This window comes from Streptomyces sp. NPDC055400 (genome assembly GCF_053644375.1).
Genome location: NZ_JBSHLM010000016.1, coordinates 231376 through 249535, shown reverse-complemented (window position 1 = coordinate 249535; position 18160 = coordinate 231376). Strand labels below are relative to the sequence as shown.

Annotated in this window: 20 protein-coding genes; 2 read left to right on the top strand and 18 right to left on the bottom strand. The window is 68.6% G+C overall.

Annotated features, from left to right (window positions below; genetic code table 11):
• Positions 1-115: 115 nt before the first annotated feature.
• The 11 genes from ACWIGU_RS35210 to ACWIGU_RS35160 form a co-directional block, all read right to left on the bottom strand.
• Positions 116-1006, bottom strand: a complete 891-nt coding sequence (locus ACWIGU_RS35210) for a diacylglycerol kinase (protein WP_454405728.1) — start codon at positions 1004-1006, stop codon at positions 116-118.
• A 30-nt stretch (positions 1007-1036) separates the two neighbouring features.
• Complete coding sequence (tatC, locus tag ACWIGU_RS35205) at positions 1037-1981, bottom strand: twin-arginine translocase subunit TatC (protein ID WP_454405727.1); 945 nt, start codon at positions 1979-1981, stop codon at positions 1037-1039.
• Positions 1982-2031: 50 nt separating this feature from the next.
• Positions 2032-2319: a Sec-independent protein translocase subunit TatA gene (gene tatA, locus ACWIGU_RS35200; RefSeq protein WP_266566295.1), complete on the bottom strand. Its 288-nt coding sequence runs from the start codon at positions 2317-2319 to the stop codon at positions 2032-2034.
• A 261-nt stretch (positions 2320-2580) separates the two neighbouring features.
• The gene (locus ACWIGU_RS35195) at positions 2581-2778 is read right to left on the bottom strand and encodes a hypothetical protein (protein WP_454405726.1); all 198 of its coding nucleotides are present in this window, start codon (positions 2776-2778) and stop codon (positions 2581-2583) included.
• 9 nt (positions 2779-2787) lie between these two features.
• Complete coding sequence (locus ACWIGU_RS35190; RefSeq protein ID WP_454405725.1) at positions 2788-3033, bottom strand: hypothetical protein; 246 nt, start codon at positions 3031-3033, stop codon at positions 2788-2790.
• 138 nt (positions 3034-3171) lie between these two features.
• Positions 3172-4128, bottom strand: a complete 957-nt coding sequence (locus ACWIGU_RS35185) for a helix-turn-helix transcriptional regulator (RefSeq protein ID WP_356272509.1) — start codon at positions 4126-4128, stop codon at positions 3172-3174.
• Positions 4129-4143: 15 nt separating this feature from the next.
• A complete protein-coding gene (locus tag ACWIGU_RS35180; protein ID WP_454405724.1) occupies positions 4144-5097 on the bottom strand; it encodes a helix-turn-helix transcriptional regulator in 954 nt (317 codons plus the stop codon).
• 146 nt (positions 5098-5243) lie between these two features.
• A complete protein-coding gene (locus ACWIGU_RS35175; RefSeq protein WP_356272513.1) occupies positions 5244-5618 on the bottom strand; it encodes an FKBP-type peptidyl-prolyl cis-trans isomerase in 375 nt (124 codons plus the stop codon).
• A gap of 59 nt (positions 5619-5677) precedes the next feature.
• Entirely contained in the window at positions 5678-6694 is a 1017-nt protein-coding gene (locus ACWIGU_RS35170) for an FKBP-type peptidyl-prolyl cis-trans isomerase (RefSeq protein ID WP_454405723.1), read from the bottom strand.
• Between the two features lie 142 nt (positions 6695-6836).
• Complete coding sequence (gene pafA, locus ACWIGU_RS35165) at positions 6837-8198, bottom strand: Pup--protein ligase (protein WP_389860631.1); 1362 nt, start codon at positions 8196-8198, stop codon at positions 6837-6839.
• 9 nt (positions 8199-8207) lie between these two features.
• A complete protein-coding gene (locus ACWIGU_RS35160) occupies positions 8208-9467 on the bottom strand; it encodes an MFS transporter (RefSeq protein ID WP_454405722.1) in 1260 nt (419 codons plus the stop codon).
• Positions 9468-9589: 122 nt separating this feature from the next.
• Between ACWIGU_RS35160 and ACWIGU_RS35155 the strand changes: the two genes are divergently transcribed.
• On the top strand, positions 9590-10624 hold the full coding sequence (locus tag ACWIGU_RS35155; RefSeq protein WP_454405721.1) for a LacI family DNA-binding transcriptional regulator: 1035 nt from the start codon (positions 9590-9592) through the stop codon (positions 10622-10624).
• A gap of 66 nt (positions 10625-10690) precedes the next feature.
• Here ACWIGU_RS35155 and prcA read toward each other — a convergent pair whose 3' ends face one another.
• The 6 genes from prcA to arc all read right to left on the bottom strand — a co-directional run bounded on the left by prcA (position 10691) and on the right by arc (position 16831).
• Entirely contained in the window at positions 10691-11449 is a 759-nt protein-coding gene (prcA, locus tag ACWIGU_RS35150) for a proteasome subunit alpha (RefSeq protein WP_454405720.1), read from the bottom strand.
• 83 nt (positions 11450-11532) lie between these two features.
• Positions 11533-12375 (bottom strand): proteasome subunit beta, encoded by an 843-nt coding sequence (gene prcB, locus ACWIGU_RS35145; RefSeq protein WP_454405719.1) that lies wholly within the window; start codon positions 12373-12375, stop codon positions 11533-11535.
• The gene (locus ACWIGU_RS35140; protein WP_454405718.1) at positions 12327-12929 is read right to left on the bottom strand and encodes an endonuclease domain-containing protein; all 603 of its coding nucleotides are present in this window, start codon (positions 12927-12929) and stop codon (positions 12327-12329) included. The genes prcB and ACWIGU_RS35140 overlap by 49 nt, the downstream gene beginning before the upstream one ends.
• A gap of 5 nt (positions 12930-12934) precedes the next feature.
• Positions 12935-13153 carry a ubiquitin-like protein Pup gene (locus ACWIGU_RS35135; protein WP_016325855.1) on the bottom strand — a complete coding sequence of 73 codons (219 nt, stop codon included), beginning with the start codon at positions 13151-13153 and terminating at the stop codon, positions 12935-12937.
• Positions 13154-13273: 120 nt separating this feature from the next.
• Complete coding sequence (dop, locus tag ACWIGU_RS35130; RefSeq protein ID WP_454405716.1) at positions 13274-14785, bottom strand: depupylase/deamidase Dop; 1512 nt, start codon at positions 14783-14785, stop codon at positions 13274-13276.
• 279 nt (positions 14786-15064) lie between these two features.
• A complete protein-coding gene (arc, locus tag ACWIGU_RS35125; protein WP_100597121.1) occupies positions 15065-16831 on the bottom strand; it encodes a proteasome ATPase in 1767 nt (588 codons plus the stop codon).
• Between the two features lie 254 nt (positions 16832-17085).
• Here arc and ACWIGU_RS35120 point away from each other — a divergent pair, with 254 nt between their 5' ends.
• The gene (locus tag ACWIGU_RS35120; protein WP_356272529.1) at positions 17086-17400 is read left to right on the top strand and encodes a ferredoxin; all 315 of its coding nucleotides are present in this window, start codon (positions 17086-17088) and stop codon (positions 17398-17400) included.
• Positions 17401-17500: 100 nt separating this feature from the next.
• Here the strand turns inward: ACWIGU_RS35120 and ACWIGU_RS35115 are convergent, their stop codons facing one another.
• On the bottom strand, positions 17501-18079 hold the full coding sequence (locus tag ACWIGU_RS35115) for a hypothetical protein (RefSeq protein ID WP_454405715.1): 579 nt from the start codon (positions 18077-18079) through the stop codon (positions 17501-17503).
• Between the last annotated feature and the right edge of the window lie 81 nt (positions 18080-18160).

Below are 18160 nucleotides of genomic sequence, written 5' to 3'. Positions count from 1 at the left end.
ATTGTGATCGGCCCCTGCCAGGGCCGGGGGCCCATGATTTCCGGGTCCGGGGCGCCCTGATTTCCGGGTCCGGGGCGTCACGTTCTCAGAGGTCCGGACCCAAGATCTCAGGGGGTCAGGGCCCAATGACCCGGACGGCCCGCGGCACGCACTCGGCGGTCAGGGGCAGGCCTCCGAGCGGCTCCCCGTCGGCGTATCCGGTGATCCCCTCGGCAGCCAGCTCGACCTTCTTCGCGCGGTGGACGGTGACCACGGGGTGGTCGAGGTGGGTCCCCTTGTAGACGCGCGGGAAGACCTTGAGCAGCGTGGCCCGCGAGCAGTCCCCGACGACCGTGATGTCGAAGAGCCCGTCGGTCATGTCGGCGCCGGCACAGATCTTCATGCCACCCCCGTACGACGTCCCGTTCCCCACGGCGACGAGCGTGGCCTCGACCTCCAGCGCGGGGCCGTCGTCCAGGGTGATCCGGTACGGGATGGGCTTGAACGCGGCGAGCTCGGCGACGATCGCGAGGTCGTACTTGAAGCGGCCGACGGGCCAGCGCATCCGGTTGCCCCGGTCATTGACGCGGGAGTCGAAGCCCGAGGCCAGGACGGTGCCGAACCAGTGTCCTGCGGCCCGCCCCAGGTCGAGCTCACGTACCCGCGCGCCGTCGAGGGCGTCGGCGACGAGGGCGCCTGCCGCCGCCGGGTCCCGTACGGGCAGTCCGAGGGAGCGGGCGAAGTCGTTGCCGGTGCCGACGGCGATGACGCCGAGCGGGGTGCGGGTGCCCGCGACTGCCTGGAGCGCGAGGTTGGCCATGCCGTCGCCGCCGACGGCTATGAGCGCTCCGGTGCCGTCGTGGACCGCGGCACGCGCGCGCGTGAGGGCGTCATCGGCGTCCTCCCCCACGACCGTACGTACGGAGAAACCGGCCGCCCGCAACGCGGAAGCGGCCGGCTGCGCCGCCTGGGCGCCCCGGCCGCGTCCGGCGGTGGGATTGACGAAGAGGGTGATCTCGCTGGTCACGGGCGGACCTTACAAGATCGTGCCGCCCTGTCAGGTCACGTCGTCATAACCGTTGACCCGGTCAACGTCCGAGCTCGCCTGCTCGGGCAGCGCGCGGCTGGCCGAGACGGGCTCGGGCGTGAGGTCCAGGTCCGAGGCCTCGTCGTCGTCCAGGTCCTCGCGGTCCCTGGCCTTGCGGCGGTCGTTGAGCAGGGAGAAACCGGCGGCCGCGAAGTACAGGACCCAGATGGGTCCGGCGAGCGCCAGCATGCTCAGCGGGTCGGTGCTGGGCGTGGCCACGGCCGCGAAGACCGTGATGCCCATGATCATGCCGCGCCACCACCCGATCATCCGCTTGCCCGTGATCACCCCGGTGAGGTTGAGCATCACGAGGAGCAGCGGCAGCTCGAAGGAGAGCCCGAACACGACCACCATGCGTGTGATCAGGTCCAGGAGATCGTCCAGCGGCAGCTGGTTGTCGACACCGCCGGGCGAGAAGTCGAGCAGCACCCTCGCCATCGTGGGGAGGGTCTTGTACGCGAAGAAGGCGCCGCACAGGAACAGCGGGAAGCCGGTGGCGACGAAAGCGGTCGCGTACTTCTTCTCGTGCTTGTGCAGGCCGGGCGCGACGAAGCCCCACAGCTGGTAGAGCCAGACCGGCGACGCGAGCACGACGCCCGCCATCAGCGAGATCTTCAGGGCGAGCGTGAACGGCGTCAGCAGACCGTTGAGCACGATCCGCGCGCACGTCTCGTCGTGCTGTCCCTTGTTCGCCTGCTCGGCGAGCTCGGCGAAGCTCGACTTGCAGCCCACCGAGTCGAGCACCGGATTGGTGAAGAACTCGATGATGTCCTTGTAGAAGAAGGCGGCCACGATCGTGACGACGACGATGGCCAGCAGGGCCTTCGTGAGCCGGTTGCGTAGCTCACGCAGGTGTTCCGCGAGCGGCATCCGCCCCTCGGGATCCTTCTCCGTCTTGCGGGCAGACTTGAGCAACCCACGTCCTCATCTCGTGCGACAGGCCGCCTTCGCGGGGCGGCCCGGGATCAGCGCTGCGAAGTCTGGTCGGTCGGCTCGGTGACCGGGCGGGCGTTCGTCACGTCGCCGGGTGCGGCCTTGATGGTGCGCTGAGCCGGGGTCTGCTCGTCGTTCTTCGGCGGGTCCGTGGGCGCGGTCTGCTGACCGTCGGACTTCATCGCCTTGGCCTCGCTCTTGAGGATGCGGGCCGACTTGCCCAGCGAGCGCGCCATGTCGGGAAGCTTCTTCGCGCCGAACAGCAGGACGATGACGACGAGGATCAGAATGATCTCAGGGGCGCCGATCTTTCCGAACATAAGCGTTTACCTTCTCACCGAGGCGGCAGGGGCGGGGCTGCCGGTACAGGTCGGACTGGTGTCCGACCACCGTGCTGGCAGCGATCGTATCCCGTGGGGGTGAACAGGGGGCAATCCCTCTGCGTACTCCCAGTTGCGGGCCGCGCCTCGCTCTTCGGGCCGCGTCTGGCAGCGTACCCGCCCGTCCCGGCAACCGGACAGGGCACAGAGGTAAAGCGCTTACCGGCCTGTCTCCCGCGTCACATTCGGCGGGTCGTGCGATCAGAGGAGTTCGCGGCGCGTGCGGGCCGTGGCGGTCGCCGCTCGCTCCAGGTCCTCCGCCGCGCGGTTGATCCGCTGTGTGGTGTCCGCGACTTGACGCCCGAGGCGCTGGGCCTCGACAAAGACCTTGACCGCGAGTACGCCGAGCACGGCGAGTCCCACGAACCCCACAGCAATCGCCAGCATCGCCCAGAACATACGCCGAGCCTAGACGGTCTGATGGAGGCGGAGCGTGCTCACCCCTCCGCCGGTGAGGAGTTCGATGATGCGCTCCCCGGCCGGCTTGCGTACGGCGGCGCCGCACCCGGGGCAGGTGAACGAGTAGAACGTGGTGCGGCGGGTGGCGCCGATCGCCAGGCGCAGGGCCCCTGCGGAGAGTTCGAAGCGCTCACGGCAGTCGGGGCAGGCGGCCTTGAACAGCACCGGACCCACCATCGCAGACAATCCACCCATTTCGACCATCCCAGACTTTTCAGAACTTCCCGAACTTCTGGCACCCCCCGGGCCGCACCGCGGTCAACGGCACGCCCACCCTTCTCAATCGGACCGCGGCCATGAGCGTCGTCACAGACCCGCCCACGGCCAACGGCCCTACCCCTGCCCGTCGTACGCGGCCAGCGCCTCCCCGGCGGCCTGCCGCGCACTCTCGGCGAGCCCGGCCGGCGAGACGATGCGCCCGTCGCGGCCGAGCCGGAGCGCCAGCCGCTTCAGCGAGGAGGGGTCCGGCGTGCGCAGCGTGATCCGCAGGCCGCCGTCCGCCAACTCCTCGGCGCTGTCGTGCGGGTAGTACTCCGCGACCCAGCGTCCGCCGGGACCGACCTCGACCACGACCTCGGGGTCCTCGGCCGCGGGCTGCACGAGCCCCTCGGACAGGTCCCGCAGTTCGATCTGCGGCGGCGCGGACGGCTCGTCCAGGATCCGGATCTCGGCGACCCGGTCGAGCCGGAAGGTCCGCCGCGCCTCGGAGCGCCGGCACCAGGCCTCTACGTAGGTGTGGCCGACGCTCACCAGGCGGATCGGGTCGATCTCCCGCTCGGTGAGCTCGTCGCGGGCCGGGGAGTAGTAGCGGATCCACAGCCGACGCCGCTCCGAGATGGCCCGGTCGACGTCGGCGAAGACGCCGCCCTCGGACTCGAAGGTCACGGAGAGCCGGGCGCTCGCCCCGGCCGCCTCGCCGGCCGCGGCCTCCAGCTTCGCGGTGGCCCGGAGCAGCGCGAGCCGGTCGCTCTCCCTGAGGCCGGGCAGCGTGGACACGGCGCGCGCGGCGACGAGCAGCGCCGTCGCCTCGTCGGCTGCGAGCCGCAGCGGCGCGGCGACATCGTCCGGGTTGTGCCACCAGATGCGGTCGCCGTCCGTGTCGATGTCGAGGAGGTCGCCCCCGCGGAAGCTCGTCCCGCACAGCGGCAGGATGTCGAGGTCGGAGATCAGCTCGTCCTCGGTGATCCCGAAGGCGCGGGCGACATCCTCGACGCGCGCTCCGGGGCGCTCCCGCAGATACGTCACGAGGGACAGCATCCGCCGGGTCTGGTCGATGGCGTTCGTGGCCATTGGTCCTCGTTCCCCTCAGCCCTTGGCCACGGCGCGCAGCCGGTCGACGACCTCGGCCCGCAGCTCAGCGGGTTCGAGGACGACCACGTCGGGCCCGAACTCGACCAGCCAGGCGTCGAGCCCGTGCCCGTAAGGAATCTCCAGCTCGTCCCAGCCGTCGCCGAGATCGCGTACGGCCGAGGCCTTGGCGCGCAGCGGATAGCCGGAGCCGGCGCGCAGCCTGATGAGGGCCGTGCGGTCGGCGGTCTCGCCGGCCCAGCTCGCGACGGTCTCGCGGACGGTCACGACGTCGGGCACGTCGGCGGTGAATCGGCCGGCGCGGGAGCGGACCTTGCCGGTGATGCGGGAGAGCCGGAAGACGCGTTCGGCACCGCGGTCGCGGTCCCAGCCGGCGAGATACCAGTGACCGCGCCAGCATTCCAGCGCCCACGGCTCGACATGCCGCTGCTCGGGCCGCGCGGCCGTGGCCTTGCGGTAGTCGAAGACGACGGGCCTGCGGTCGCGGCAGGCCAGCATCAGCGGCTCGAACGACGCCTCGTGCGCCGGGATGCGGGGCTCGAGGGCGGAGTGCGCCTCGTAAGGGTCGACGTCCTCGGGCAGGCCCGCGGCCCGCAGCTTCTGCAGGGCTCCGCTGGCGGCGCCGGCGAGGCGGGCCTGCTGCCAGACCTTCGCGGCGAGGCCGAGCGCTGCGGCTTCCTCGGCGTCGAGGGTGACGGGCGGCAGCCGGTTGCTGTCACGGCGGGCGAGGTAGCCGATCTCGCCGTCGAGGCTCTCCACGGTCGCGATGACCAGGCCGAGCTCGCGCAGGTCGTCCTTGTCCCGCTCGAACATCCGGTTGAAGCTGTCGTCGGAGTTGGCTTCCAGGTAGGCCTCGATGGAACCGCGCAGCTCACGCTTACTGAGCGGGCGTCCCGTCCCGAGCAGACACAGCGCCAGATTCATCAGCCGCTCGGCCTTCGCAATGGCCATCGACGCCCTACGTCCTCTCTTCGAGAGCCCCCTGGCTCTCCCCCATCCGAACGTCGACCGTACCGCTCCGGGGTGTCGTGGCAAAAGCCGAAGGCCCATGCCAGGAGGCATGGGCCTTCAGATGACCGCTTGTGGTGACAGCCTGATCAGACCGCGACCAAGTCGCAGACGAAGATCAGCGTCTCGCCGGGGGCGATCACGCCGCCGCCGGCGCCACGCTCGCCGTAGGCGAGGTGGGCGGGGATGGTCAGCCGGCGGCGGCCGCCGACCTTCATGCCCTGGATGCCCTTGTCCCAGCCGGTGATGACCTGGCCGGCGCCGAGCTGGAACTCCAGCGGGTTGCCGCGGTTCCAGGAGGCGTCGAACTCCTCGCCGGTGGAGAAGGCCACGCCCACGTAGTGGACCTTGACGTAGTCGCCGGGCTTGGCGACGGCGCCGTCGCCCTCCCAGATCTCCTTGATCTCCAGGTCAGCCGGCGGCTGGCCCTCGGGGAAGTCGATCTCGGGCTTCTCGATGCTCACGTCTCTTGCTCCTGCTGCTAAACGGTTGGGCAACCCGGACAGTCTTGCATCCCGCAGGGTCAGGACGTGGCCAGGATGTCGACGACGAACACGAGCGTCGAGTTGGCCGGGAGCGTGTCGCCCTTGGCCTCCTTGCCGTACGCCTGGGCGGCGGGGATCACCAGGAGGACGCGGTCGCCCACGTGCTTGCCGACGAGACCCTTGTCCCAGCCCGGGATGACCTGGCCCTGGCCGATCACCGTGGTGAAGGGCTGGCCGGTGTTCCACGAGGAGTCGAAGAGCGTCGCCTTCGGCTTGCCCTCATTGATCTTCCAGGCGGCACCGCTGTACTGCATGGTGACCGTCTTGCCGCTCTTGACCTCGTCGCCCTTGCCCTGGATCAGGACCTGGTCGACCAGCTTCTTCGGCGGGTCGTTCTTCGGCACGGAGATCGTCGCGGGCTCCGGCTTGTCGGCCTTGATCTGCGGCAGGTTCGACGGGATGGACGCCTGCGTGCCCGTCACCATCTTCGGGGTGACCTTGCCGACGTCGATCGCGAAGACCAGCGTGTCGGTGCCGGTGACACCCGCCTGCTGGTTGCCCTGGCTGCCGAAGCCGGCGGCGGGCGGCGCGACGACGAGGACGCGGCTGCCCTCCTTCTGGCCGACCAGGGCGTCCGCGAACGCCGGGATGACGGTCTTCGAACCCGCGGTGATCAGCTGCGGGCTGCCGCCCGACTGGTACGAGCTGCCGAGGTCCTTGCCGCTCTTCCAGACCTTGCCGGTGAAGTTCATCGACACCAGGTCGTCCTTCTTGACCACGGCGCCGTCACCCTGCGACAGCGTGTGCACGACGAACTTGCCGCTCGGCTGGGCCTTCGGCACGGTGATCTTGGCCTGCTTGCCGAAGTCGCCGCTGATCTGCGGCATGGGCGACGCCGAGTCGACGGGCTTGGGCGCGGCCGCCTCGGCCTTGGGCGAGGAGGACGCCGAGTCCGCCTTGTCCGTGTCGCTCTTCTTGTTGTCATCACCCCCGCACGCCGTCGCGGTCAGCGCCAGAGCCGGGACGATGAGCAGAGCAGCAAGTCGGCGTCGCACAGTGATCCTCAGGTTGCGGGTTACGTGAGTACGGTCCAGCCACTGTAGGCCCTCACGTCACTTACCTGCGGTACCGCACGCACACCAAAGGCCCCGTACACGGATCATGTACGGGGCCCGGGCCGACGGTGAGCCGGTCGTCCTACATTCCGGCGATCAGCTTCTCCACCCGGTCGTCCACCGACCGGAAGGGGTCCTTGCACAGCACCGTCCGCTGCGCCTGGTCGTTCAGCTTCAGGTGCACCCAGTCGACCGTGAAGTCACGGCGCTGTTCCTGGGCCCTGCGGATGAAGTCGCCCCGCAGCCTCGCGCGCGTGGTCTGCGGCGGCACCGACTTGCCCTCGAAGATCTTGAGGTCGTTGCAGATGCGGGCCGCCTGCCCCTTCTTCTCCAGTAGGTAGTAGAGGCCCCTGCGGCGGTGGATGTCGTGATACGCGAGGTCTATCTGCGCGACCCGCGGATGCGACATGGTCATGTTGTGCTTGGCCCGGTACCGCTCGATGAGCTTGTACTTCATCACCCAGTCGATCTCGGTGCCGATCCGGTCGAGGTCCTCGGCCTCGATCGAGTCGAGAACGCGGCCCCACAGTTCGAGGACCTGCTCGACGGTGCCGGTGCGGATCCCGCGGCGCTCGCAGAAGTCCACGGCCTTCTCGTAGTACTCGCGCTGCACCTCGAGGGCGGATGCCTCGCGGCCACTGGCCAGACGCACCTTGCGCCGGCCGGTGATGTCGTGGCTGACCTCGCGGATGGCCCGGATCGGGTTCTCCAGTGTGAGGTCACGCATGACCGTGCCCGCCTCGATCATGCGGAGCACGAGGTCGGTCGCGCCCACCTTGAGGAGCATCGTCGTCTCGGACATGTTCGAGTCGCCGACGATGACGTGCAGGCGCCGGTACCGCTCGGCGTCCGCGTGCGGTTCGTCGCGGGTGTTGATGATGGGGCGGGAACGCGTGGTCGCGGAGGACACGCCCTCCCAGATGTGCTCGGCACGCTGGCTCACGCAGTACACGGCACCGCGCGGAGTCTGCAGCACCTTGCCCGCGCCACACAGCAGTTGCCGTGTGACCAGGAACGGAATGAGGATGTCCGCGAGTCGCGAGAACTCCCCGTGACGGGCCACCAGATAGTTCTCGTGGCAGCCGTAGGAGTTTCCCGCCGAGTCGGTGTTGTTCTTGAAGAGATAGACGTCGCCCGCGATTCCCTCCTCGTGCAGGCGGCGTTCGGCGTCGACGAGCAGGCCTTCCAGAATGCGCTCGCCCGCTTTGTCGTGCGTGACCAACTCGGTCACGTTGTCACATTCAGGAGTTGCGTATTCCGGATGTGACCCGACATCGAGATAGAGGCGGGCGCCGTTCCGCAGAAAGACATTGCTGCTGCGGCCCCATGACACGACACGGCGGAAGAGGTACCGCGCCACCTCGTCAGGAGACAGGCGGCGCTGTCCCCTAAACGTACATGTGACGCCGTACTCGTTCTCCAGCCCGAAAATGCGGCGGTCCATGAGTGAACATTACGCCTGATGCCCTGTACTGAAACCGGGTTCGACAGCACCGTTTCGATCATTTTCCGATGAGCCCGCGACACGCCCGGCGCCACGAGGAGCTGCGAGGACCCGTCCGGTGGTGAGGAGCACGAGCAGCGCGGCCACCCCGGCCGCCCCGGGAACGGCGAAGCCCCACACCGTCCCGCCCCACTCGACGACCGGTCCGGCCACGGCGGTTCCGCCCGACGTACCCACCGTGAACGTCGTCACGAGCCACGAGAACGCCTCCGTCACCGTGCCCCGCGGCGCGTGCCGGTCCACGATGATGAACGCGCACGCGATCGACGGGGCGAGGAACACGCCCGCGAGCGCCGTCAGCGCTGTCATCGCCACGACGCCCGGCATCAGCACCAGCGGCACGTAGAAGAGGGCCAGCAGGGCCACCAGCCACCGCAGCCGCCGCTCGGGGACACCGGCCCACTGCCGCGCCCCGTACACGGATCCACCGGCCAGCGCGCCCAGCCCGAGCGCCGCCATCAGCCACCCGTACGTCACGTCACCGCCGTGCCCGTCCGCGTACGAGACACCCGCCACCGTGATCGAGCCCAGCGCCGTCCCGATGAACAGGAACGCACCGAGCAGCGCGAGCAGTCCCGGCGAGCGCAGGGCGCCCAGCCAGTGCGCCTCGCGTGGCGCCGAGCGCCACGCGCGCGACGGCTGCGACACCACCACCGAGAGCGCGCCGAGCACACCGACGACATTCAGGACGACGAGCGCGGCCTGCGCCGACCACAGGGACACGCACACAGTGACGAGCAACGGCCCGACGGTGAACATGACTTCCTGCGCCACGGCGTCCATCGCGTACGCGGTGTGGACCTGATCCTCACGCGGCAGCACACTCGGCCACAGCGCACGCAGTCCGCCCTCGAGCGGCGGCGTGAACAGTCCGGCCGCGGCCACCGCGACGTACGCGAGCGCCGGTGATCCCGTCCCGGCGAAGGCGAAGACGGTCATGGCGAGCGCCGACGCCAGCGCCGCAGGGAGCTGCACTCTCGGCTGCCCCCGCAGGTCCACGAGCCGGCCGAGCAGCGGCTGCCCCACCGCGTTGGCGACGCCGTACACCGCGGCGAGAGCCCCGGCCAGGCTGTACGTGCCGCCCTCCGCGCGGACGAACAGCACGATCGCGATGGCGGCCGTCGCGTTCGGCAGCCGCCCCACCAGGGTGCCCACCAGCAGCCGCGTCGCATGCCGCGCCTGGAGGATCTCCGCATATCCCGCGGCCATCGCCCGCCCTCTCACCGCCCCGAGGCGCTCTAAGTTTTACGTATAACTTCGAGGGTTATACGTACCATGTCCACAGCCACAGGTCCACCCGAAGGCCCGCCACACACCCCACGGAGGCACAAGTGACGACCGGGTCAGACGAAACGACCCCCGCGCGCCCCACCAGTCGCGACGTCGCCCGCGCCGCCGGAGTCTCCCAGGCCGCCGTCTCCCTCGTACTCGGCGACAAATGGCGCGGCCGCGTAGCCGAAGCCACCGCCGAACGCGTCCGCACCGCCGCCCGCGACCTCGGCTACCGCCCCAACCTCGCCGCCCGCAACCTGCGCCTCGGCCGCACCCGCACCGCCCTCCTCGTCGTCCCCGCCCTCACCAACGAATTCTTCGCCGGCGTCTACACCGGCGCCGCCCGCGTCGCAGCCGAACACGGCTTCGGCGTCGTGCTCTACCCCTCCCCCGAAGGCATCGGCCCCGCCCGCGACCCCTTCGACTCCGCACGCGCGGCCCTCGACGGCGTACTCGCCTCCTCCATGGCCTCCGACGCCGTCACCGCCATCCGCGGCGACGGACTCCCCCTCGTCATGCTCGACAGCGACCCCGACGACACAGCCACCACCGGAGCCGCCACCGTCAACCTCGACATCGCCGACGGAATGCGCCAGGTGACAGACCATCTGCTCACCCTCGGCCACCGCCGGTTCCTGCACCTCGCCTCCGCCGTACCCTCCTGGACCTTCGACATACGCGCCCACGAACTCGCCGACCGCACCGCCCGCGTCCCCGAAACCCACATCCGCACCGTGCACGCACACCTGACAGTCGAAGCAGCCCGCACCGCCGCACACACCGCACTCACCGCACCAGGCCCCCGCCCCACCGCCATCGTCTGCGACGACGACAAACTCGCCACCGGCGCCTACAAAGCCGCCCGCAGACTGGGCCTGCGCATCCCCGACGACCTCTCCGTCACCGGCTTCGACGACCTCTCCCTCGCCACCGCCGTCGAACCCGAACTCACCACCGTCCGGCTCCCCGCGGAACTCTTCGGCGAACGAGGCATGGCCGCACTCCTCGCCGTCCTCGACGGCCGCACCCCGGAAACCACCGCACTCCCCGTCGAGTTGGTCGTCCGCGGCTCCACGGCCGCACCCGCCGGCTGAAACAACGAACGGCGCCCCGACCGCTCGCACGGTCGGGGCGCCGGACACCTCGGCAGGAAACCCTGCTCACTCCTCGTCTTCGGACTCCACGTCACTACTCTCCACCGGCTCGGCAGACGTCGCCGCACCAGCCTCGAGCAACCGCGACAACTGCGGCCCCACAATGCGCTTGAACTTCCGCTGCTGCGGACGCGTGCGGTCAAGAACCGCCACCTCGAGCCGCTCCGCGGGGATCTCCCGCTCACTGCCACTGGTGTCCCGCGACAGCGCCTGCACCGCCAGCTTCAACGCCTCCGCGAGAGTCATCCCGTCCCGGTGACGCTGATCCAGATACGTGCTGATCTGCTCCGCGTTACCCCCGACCGCGACCGAGCCGTGCTCGTCGACGATCGAACCGTCGTGCGGAAGGCGGTAGATCTGATCCCCGTCAGGGGTCTCGCCGACCTCCGCGACCACCAGCTCCACCTCATACGGCTTCTCAGCCGCACTCGAGAAGATCGTGCCCAGCGTCTGCGCATACACATTCGCCAGACCACGCGCCGTCACATCGTCACGGTCGTAGGTGTAACCCCGCAGGTCGGCGTAACGCACACCGCCGATCCGCAAGTTCTCGTACTCGTTGTATTTACCGGCCGCAGCGAAACCGATCCGGTCATAGATCTCGCTGAACTTGTGCAGCGCGCGGGACGGGTTCTCGCCGACAAACACGATGCCATCGGCGTACTGCAGCACAACCAGGCTGCGACCACGGGCGATGCCCTTACGGGCATACTCCGCCCGGTCGGCCATGGCCTGCTGGGGTGAGACATAGAACGGCGTCGACACCGGCTGTCCGTCCCTTTCTGTCAGTGACTCAGTGACTCAAGTCTCGGGCGAATGGCGCTTCGGGCAAGACGGATACACACCGGTCAGAGAAGCGCGGCCCGCGGGCCGTCGGGCTGCTCCAGCCGGCGCTCGAGGATGGAACGGGCGATCTGCGCACCCTCCTCGTCAGTAAGCCTGCGGAACCCGTCATCGGTGATCACAGTGACGATCGGATAGATCCGGCGCGCCACATCGGGGCCACCGGTCGCCGAGTCGTCGTCCGCCGCGTCGTAGAGCGCCTGCACGACGAGCGTCGTGGCGTCCGCCTCCGTCAGATCGTCGCGGTAGAGCTTCTTCATCGCCCCACGCGCGAAGATCGACCCGGAACCCGTCGCCGCGTACCCGAGCTCCTCGCTGCGCCCGCCCGTGACGTCGTACGAGAAGATGCGGCCCTTGCCGCGGTCCACGTCGTACCCCGCGAACAGCGGCACCACGGCGAGGCCCTGCATGGCCATGCCGAGGTTCGACCGGATCATGGTCGAGAGCCGGTTCGCCTTGCCCTCCAGCGACAGCTGAGCGCCTTCCACCTTCTCGAAGTGCTCCAGCTCCAGCTGGAAGAGCTTCACCATTTCCACGGCGAGCCCTGCCGTACCGGCGATGCCCACCGCCGAGTACTCGTCCGCCGGAAAGACCTTCTCGATGTCGCGCTGAGCGATCATGTTGCCCATGGTGGCCCGGCGGTCACCGGCGAGGACCACACCGCCGGGGAACGTGACGGACACGATCGTCGTGCCGTGCGGCGCCTCGATCGCACCCTTCACCGGCAATGCGCGGTTCCCGGGCAGGATGTCAGGCTGGTGCACGGCCAGAAAGTCCACGAAGGACGACGACCCGGGCGTCAGGAAGGCAGCTGGTAGACGCCCGGTGCTACGAGTGTTGGCTTCCACGCGATTCCTTCCACGTAGGCGGCGGCCCGCCTTATGGCATCGGGCCGATCCTTGAACTGCCCCAGGGCTGCGTTGCAGCTGAAGCACAGTACGCCACGGACCCTACCCGTCTCGTGGCAGTGATCCACATGTGCCGCCGGTGCGGCCCGGCAGATGCAACAGATGCCCATCTGGGAGGCGATCAACTCATCGCGCTCAACTTCAGTGATGCCGTGCTTACGCTTGAGATGATCCCCCCGCCCCTGGATGGCCCGGCACACCTTGCAGCGCGTCGAAAGGCCGTCAGAGGCAGTGGCGTTGCGATGCCAATCGCTGTGCGGTTTGATCTCCCCGCACGTCCGGCACAGCTTGTGCCCGGACGAGACATCCACCTTTTCCCGAACCGCCTTGCCAACGGCCTCCCGGCGGCGCCGGTAATGCGCAGCACTGTATTCGGCTACGCATTCCCGGCAGCGCGGCTGGAGTCCGTCCCGTCGGTTCCTGTCTGCGGCGAACGACTTAAGCGGCAGCGTTCGCCCACACCCGCTGCACCACTTGTCGAGCGGCTCAGACATGTCCGCTATTGACCACCTTTTTGCACAAATGAGCGCACGAAATCCTCGGCATTTTCCTCGAGTACATCGTCAATCTCGTCAAGAACCGAGTCGACGTCGTCGCTCAGCTTCTCCTGGCGTTCCTTGAGGTCCTCGGAAGCCTGCGCGTCCTGCGCCTGCTCCTCGACCTCCTCGGTGGAACGCGTCGCCTTCTGCTGTCCGCCGCCGGTGTCCTTGGTCGCCATCTACCTCACCCCGCTCGGTTCGACGTTCTTGATCAGACCCTACAAGCCGGGTCCGACATCGGCCCCGCACTTCGTCCAACGTGCGAGGCCTACCCATGTGATTCCCCTGCCGCCGGCTTTTCAGCCTCCGGACAGCACCCGGACCAGATCTTCGGCCGTGCGGCACCGGTCGAGCAGCTCCTTCACGTGATTACGCGTTCCGCGAAGGGGTTCGAGGGTTGGGACGCGCTGCAGGGAGTCACGGCCGGGGAGGTCGAAGATCACCGAGTCCCAGGAGGCCGCGGCGACGTCGTCCGCGTACTGCTCCAGGCAGCGCCCGCGGAAGTACGCCCTGGTGTCCTCCGGCGGCTTCGTGCGGGCCCTCTCGACCTCCGAGTCGTCCAGGAGCCGCTTCATCCGGCCGCGGGCCGCGAGACGGTTGTACAGGCCCTTCTCGGCCCTCACGTCGGCGTACTGGAGGTCGACGAGGTGGAGCCGGGCGGCGTCCCAGTCGAGGTTGTCGCGGCGGCGGTAGCCCTCCATGAGCTGCCGCTTGGCGACCCAGTCGAGCTCTCCGGCCAGGCTCATCGGGTCGGTCTCCAGGCGGCCGAGTACGTCCTCCCAGCGGGTCAGGACGTCCTTGGTCTGTTCGTCGGCGTCCGCCCCGTAGCGCTCCTCGACGTATTTCCTGGCCAGCTCGAAGTACTCCATCTGGAGCTGCACCGCGGTGAGGGTGCGGCCGCTGCGGAGGGTGACGAGGTGTTGCAGGCCGGGGTCGTGGGAGACCTGGTGGAGGGTGCGTACGGGCTGGTCCACGGCCAGGTCGACGGCGATGAAGCCGTCCTCGATCATGGACAGGACCAGGGCCGTCGTGCCGAGCTTGAGGTAGGTCGAGATCTCGGAGAGGTTCGCGTCGCCGATGATCACGTGCAGGCGGCGGTACTTCTCCGCGTCGGCGTGCGGCTCGTCCCTGGTGTTGATGATGGGGCGCTTGAGGGTCGTCTCCAGGCCGACCTCGACCTCGAAGTAGTCGGCGCGCTGGCTGAGCTGGAAGCCGTGTTCGTGGCCGTCCTGGCCGATGCCGACGCGGCCGGCGCCGGTGACGACCTGGCGGGAGACGAAGAAGGGCGTCAGGTGGCGCACGATGTCCGAGAAGGGGGTCTCCCGCTTCATCAGGTAGTTCTCGTGGGTGCCGTAGGAGGCGCCTTTGTTGTCGGTGTTGTTCTTGTAGAGGTGGATCGGCTGGGCGCCGGGGAGCTGGGCGGCGCGGTCGGCGGCCTCGGCCATGATGCGTTCGCCGGCCTTGTCCCACAGGACGGCGTCGCGTGGGTTGGTGACTTCGGGGGCGCTGTATTCGGGGTGTGCGTGGTCGACGTAGAGGCGGGCACCGTTGGTGAGGATGACATTGGCCAGGCCGATGTCCTCGTCGGTGAGCTGGCTGGAGTCGGCGACCTCGCGGGCGAGGTCGAAGCCTCGCGCGTCGCGCAGCGGGTTCTCCTCCTCGAAGTCCCAGCGGGCGCGGCGCGCCCGGTGCATCGCCGCCGCGTAGGCGTTGACGATCTGGGATGAGGTGAGCATGGCATTGGCGTTGGGGTGGCCGGGGACGGAGATCCCGTACTCCGTCTCGATGCCCATTACTCGCCGTACGGTCATGCGGCCCTCCTTGCCCGGCGGCGTCCCCGTTCGGGGGCGGCGCTCAAGTACCGCTGGTTCTCCGGTGCGCGTGCGGTGCCCGTCCCCGCGCTGCGCGACTCGGCGGTACCGAAGAGCCTAGAACGCCTATGCGCTGGTGGGGAGATCATTGCCGTCATTGCTGTCGCTGTGCCTGCGAGTGGGCCGCTGCCGGGAAATCCGGGGAGTCGGCCGGGATTGTTGCCTGGAAAACAGTCGGCTGCGGGTACCTGGTAGAGGCACCCGCAGCCGCCCTGCCTTTTACAGGTACTGACCGGTGTTTGCCACCGTGTCGATGGAGCGGCCGGTGTCCGCGCCCTGCTTTCCGGTGACGAGCGTGCGGATGTAGACGATCCGTTCGCCCTTCTTGCCGGAGATGCGAGCCCAGTCGTCGGGGTTGGTGGTGTTCGGCAGGTCCTCGTTCTCCTTGAACTCGTCCACGCAGGCCTGGAGGAGGTGGGAGACCCTGAGGCCCTTCTGGTTGTGTTCGAGGAAGGCCTTGATGGCTGCCTTCTTGGCGCGTCCGACGATGTTCTCGATCATGGCGCCGGAGTTGAAGTCCTTGAAGTACAGGACTTCCTTGTCGCCGTTGGCGTACGTGACCTCGAGGAAGCGGTTCTCCTCGCTTTCCGCGTACATCTGCTCCACGGCGGTCTGGATCATTCCGTGGACGGTGCTGGCGCGGTCGCCGCCGTGCTCTCCGAGGTCGTCGGAGTGCAGGGGGAGGCGGGCTGTCAGGTACTTGGCGAAGATGTCCTTGGCCGCTTCGGCGTCCGGGCGCTCGATCTTGATCTTCACGTCGAGTCGTCCGGGCCGCAGGATCGCGGGGTCGATCATGTCCTCACGGTTGGAGGCGCCGATCACGACCACGTTCTCCAGGCCCTCCACGCCGTCGATCTCGGCGAGCAGCTGGGGGACGATGGTGTTCTCCACGTCTGAGCTGACGCCGGATCCGCGGGTGCGGAAGAGGGACTCCATCTCGTCGAAGAAGACGATGACGGGTGTGCCCTCGCTGGCCTTCTCACGCGCACGCTGGAAGACGAGGCGGATCTGCCGCTCGGTCTCGCCGACGTACTTGTTGAGCAGTTCGGGTCCCTTGATGTTGAGGAAGAAGCTCTTGCCCGTGGCCTGTCCGGTCACTTCCGCGACCTTCTTGGCAAGGGAGTTGGCCACTGCCTTGGCGATCAGGGTCTTGCCGCAGCCGGGAGGTCCGTAGAGCAGGACACCCTTGGGCGGCCGCAGCTCGTGCTCCTTGAACAGGTCCGGGTAGAGGTAGGGGAGCTCGACCGCGTCGCGGATCAGTTCGATCTGGTTACCCAGACCGCCGATCTGCTCGTAGCCGATGTCCGGGACCTCTTCGAGGACGAGCTCTTCGACTTCGCTCTTGGGTACGACTTCGTAGACATAGCCGGATCGGGGTTCGAGCAGGAGGGCGTCGCCGGGGCGGATGTTGATGTCGAGGAGTGGTTCGGCGAGCCGGACCACGCGTTCTTCATCGGTGTGCCCCACCACCAGGGCGCGCTCGCCGTCCTCGAGGATCTCCTTGAGGGTGACGATGTCGCCGACGCTCTCGTACTCCATGGCCTCGACCACGTTGAGCGCTTCGTTGAGCATCACTTCCTGGCCGCGCCTGAGCTCTTCGAGCTCCACGCTGGGGCTCACGTTCACCCGGAGTTTGCGGCCGCCGGTGAAGATGTCGGCGGTACCGTCCTCGTTCGCGACGAGGAAGACTCCGAAGCCGGCCGGCGGCTGTGCGAGCCGGTCGACTTCCTCCTTGAGGGCCACGATCTGGTCGCGGGCCTCCCTGAGCGTGTTGGCGAGCCGCTCGTTCTGTGCGGACACGCCGGCCAGGTTGGTCTGCAGCTCGACGATCCGCTCTTCGAGAATCCTCGTATGCCGCGGAGAGTCGGCGAGCTTGCGTCGCAGGACGGCGATCTCCTGCTCAAGATAGGCAATCTGACCGGCGGGGTCGTCGGACCCTCTTCCCGGGCGGATGCCGCGGTTCATGTCGTCGTCGTGGGCTGCCACGGTCCTCACCTCCTCCAAGGGGAGCTGGACGCTTCCAGACCCTACCTGGGTGGGTGTCGATTGAAACCCCTAGATCACAAAGACGAAGGGGGTGTGTCCGATCTTCACCCTTGCGCTCTCCCTCACGCCAGGGGAATACCCACCCAACAACATCGGAAAGCGGGCGGTTGTAGGGTCGAAGCGTTCAACACCCGTCGGAGCTGGCCCGACTTGCTGGTACGCGGGGCGGTTCGAGGCAGGAAACGGCAGGAGATATGAGCGTGCAGCAGGAGGCCGGATCCGGCATCGACGGCGGTGTCGCCCTTGAGGTGTGGATCGACCAGGACCTCTGCACCGGCGACGGGATCTGCGCGCAGTACGCGCCGGAGGTCTTCGAGCTGGACATCGACGGACTGGCCTATGTGAAGGGCGCGGAGGACGAGCTGTTGCAGGCGCAGGGGGCCACCACTCCGGTGCCGCTGCCGCTGTTGAACGACGTCGTGGATTCCGCGAAGGAGTGCCCGGGCGACTGCATTCATGTACGTCGCGTTTCGGACAGGGTGGAGGTCTACGGTCCTGACGCGGAGTGACCGTGGGGTTCCTGGGTGTCACTCGACGTAGGGAAGGGCCAACGAAAGGGGCCCGTGCCGCCGTTCCCGGCGGGCACGGGCCCCTTTCGTGTGGTGCGCGTCAGATGCTGCGGGCCTGGGCGGGAGTGGTGCGCATGAAAGCGTCGCCCTTCCACTGCCACTTGGCTTTGTCCTGGGTGTCGGGGCAGCAACTGGGGACGGCGGCGCTGGAGTAGCCGAGGAGCGTGGCGGTGACGGCCTTGTCGCGTACCGCTACGTCGTCGGCGGTGAGCCGGTCCTTCGGGTCGACGAGGGTGGCGACGATGCGCGGCTCGGCGTGGGCCTCGTGGGGCTGGGTGAGGACGTAGACGCCGTTGGGCGGGGTGCCGGAGCCGGCGTCGCAGCGGACCACGGCGACGGTTTCCGGCCTGCCGTCACCGTCGAGGTCCCCGGTGGCCTTCTTCACCACGAGGATCTTGGCGGGGCCGCAGTCGAGCGGGAAGTGGACGGCGGCCGGGTCGGGCGGTGCGGCGGTGGTTCTGGTGCCGACGGGCTGCGTTGCCGGCTGGGCCGCGGTGGCCGCGCCGGGCTGCAGGAACGAGGAGACCGCGACGACGGCCGATACGGCCGCGGCGGTCGCGAGCCAGTGGATGGGGCGGGTGGTGGTGTGCGCCAGTTCCGGGACGGCGGGGTGCTGCACTAGGAGTGTCTCCTGTGAGGGCTGTGCCGGTGGGGGTGGCCAGCATCGTGCCATACCTCACAGTGTGGGGGAACGTCAGGG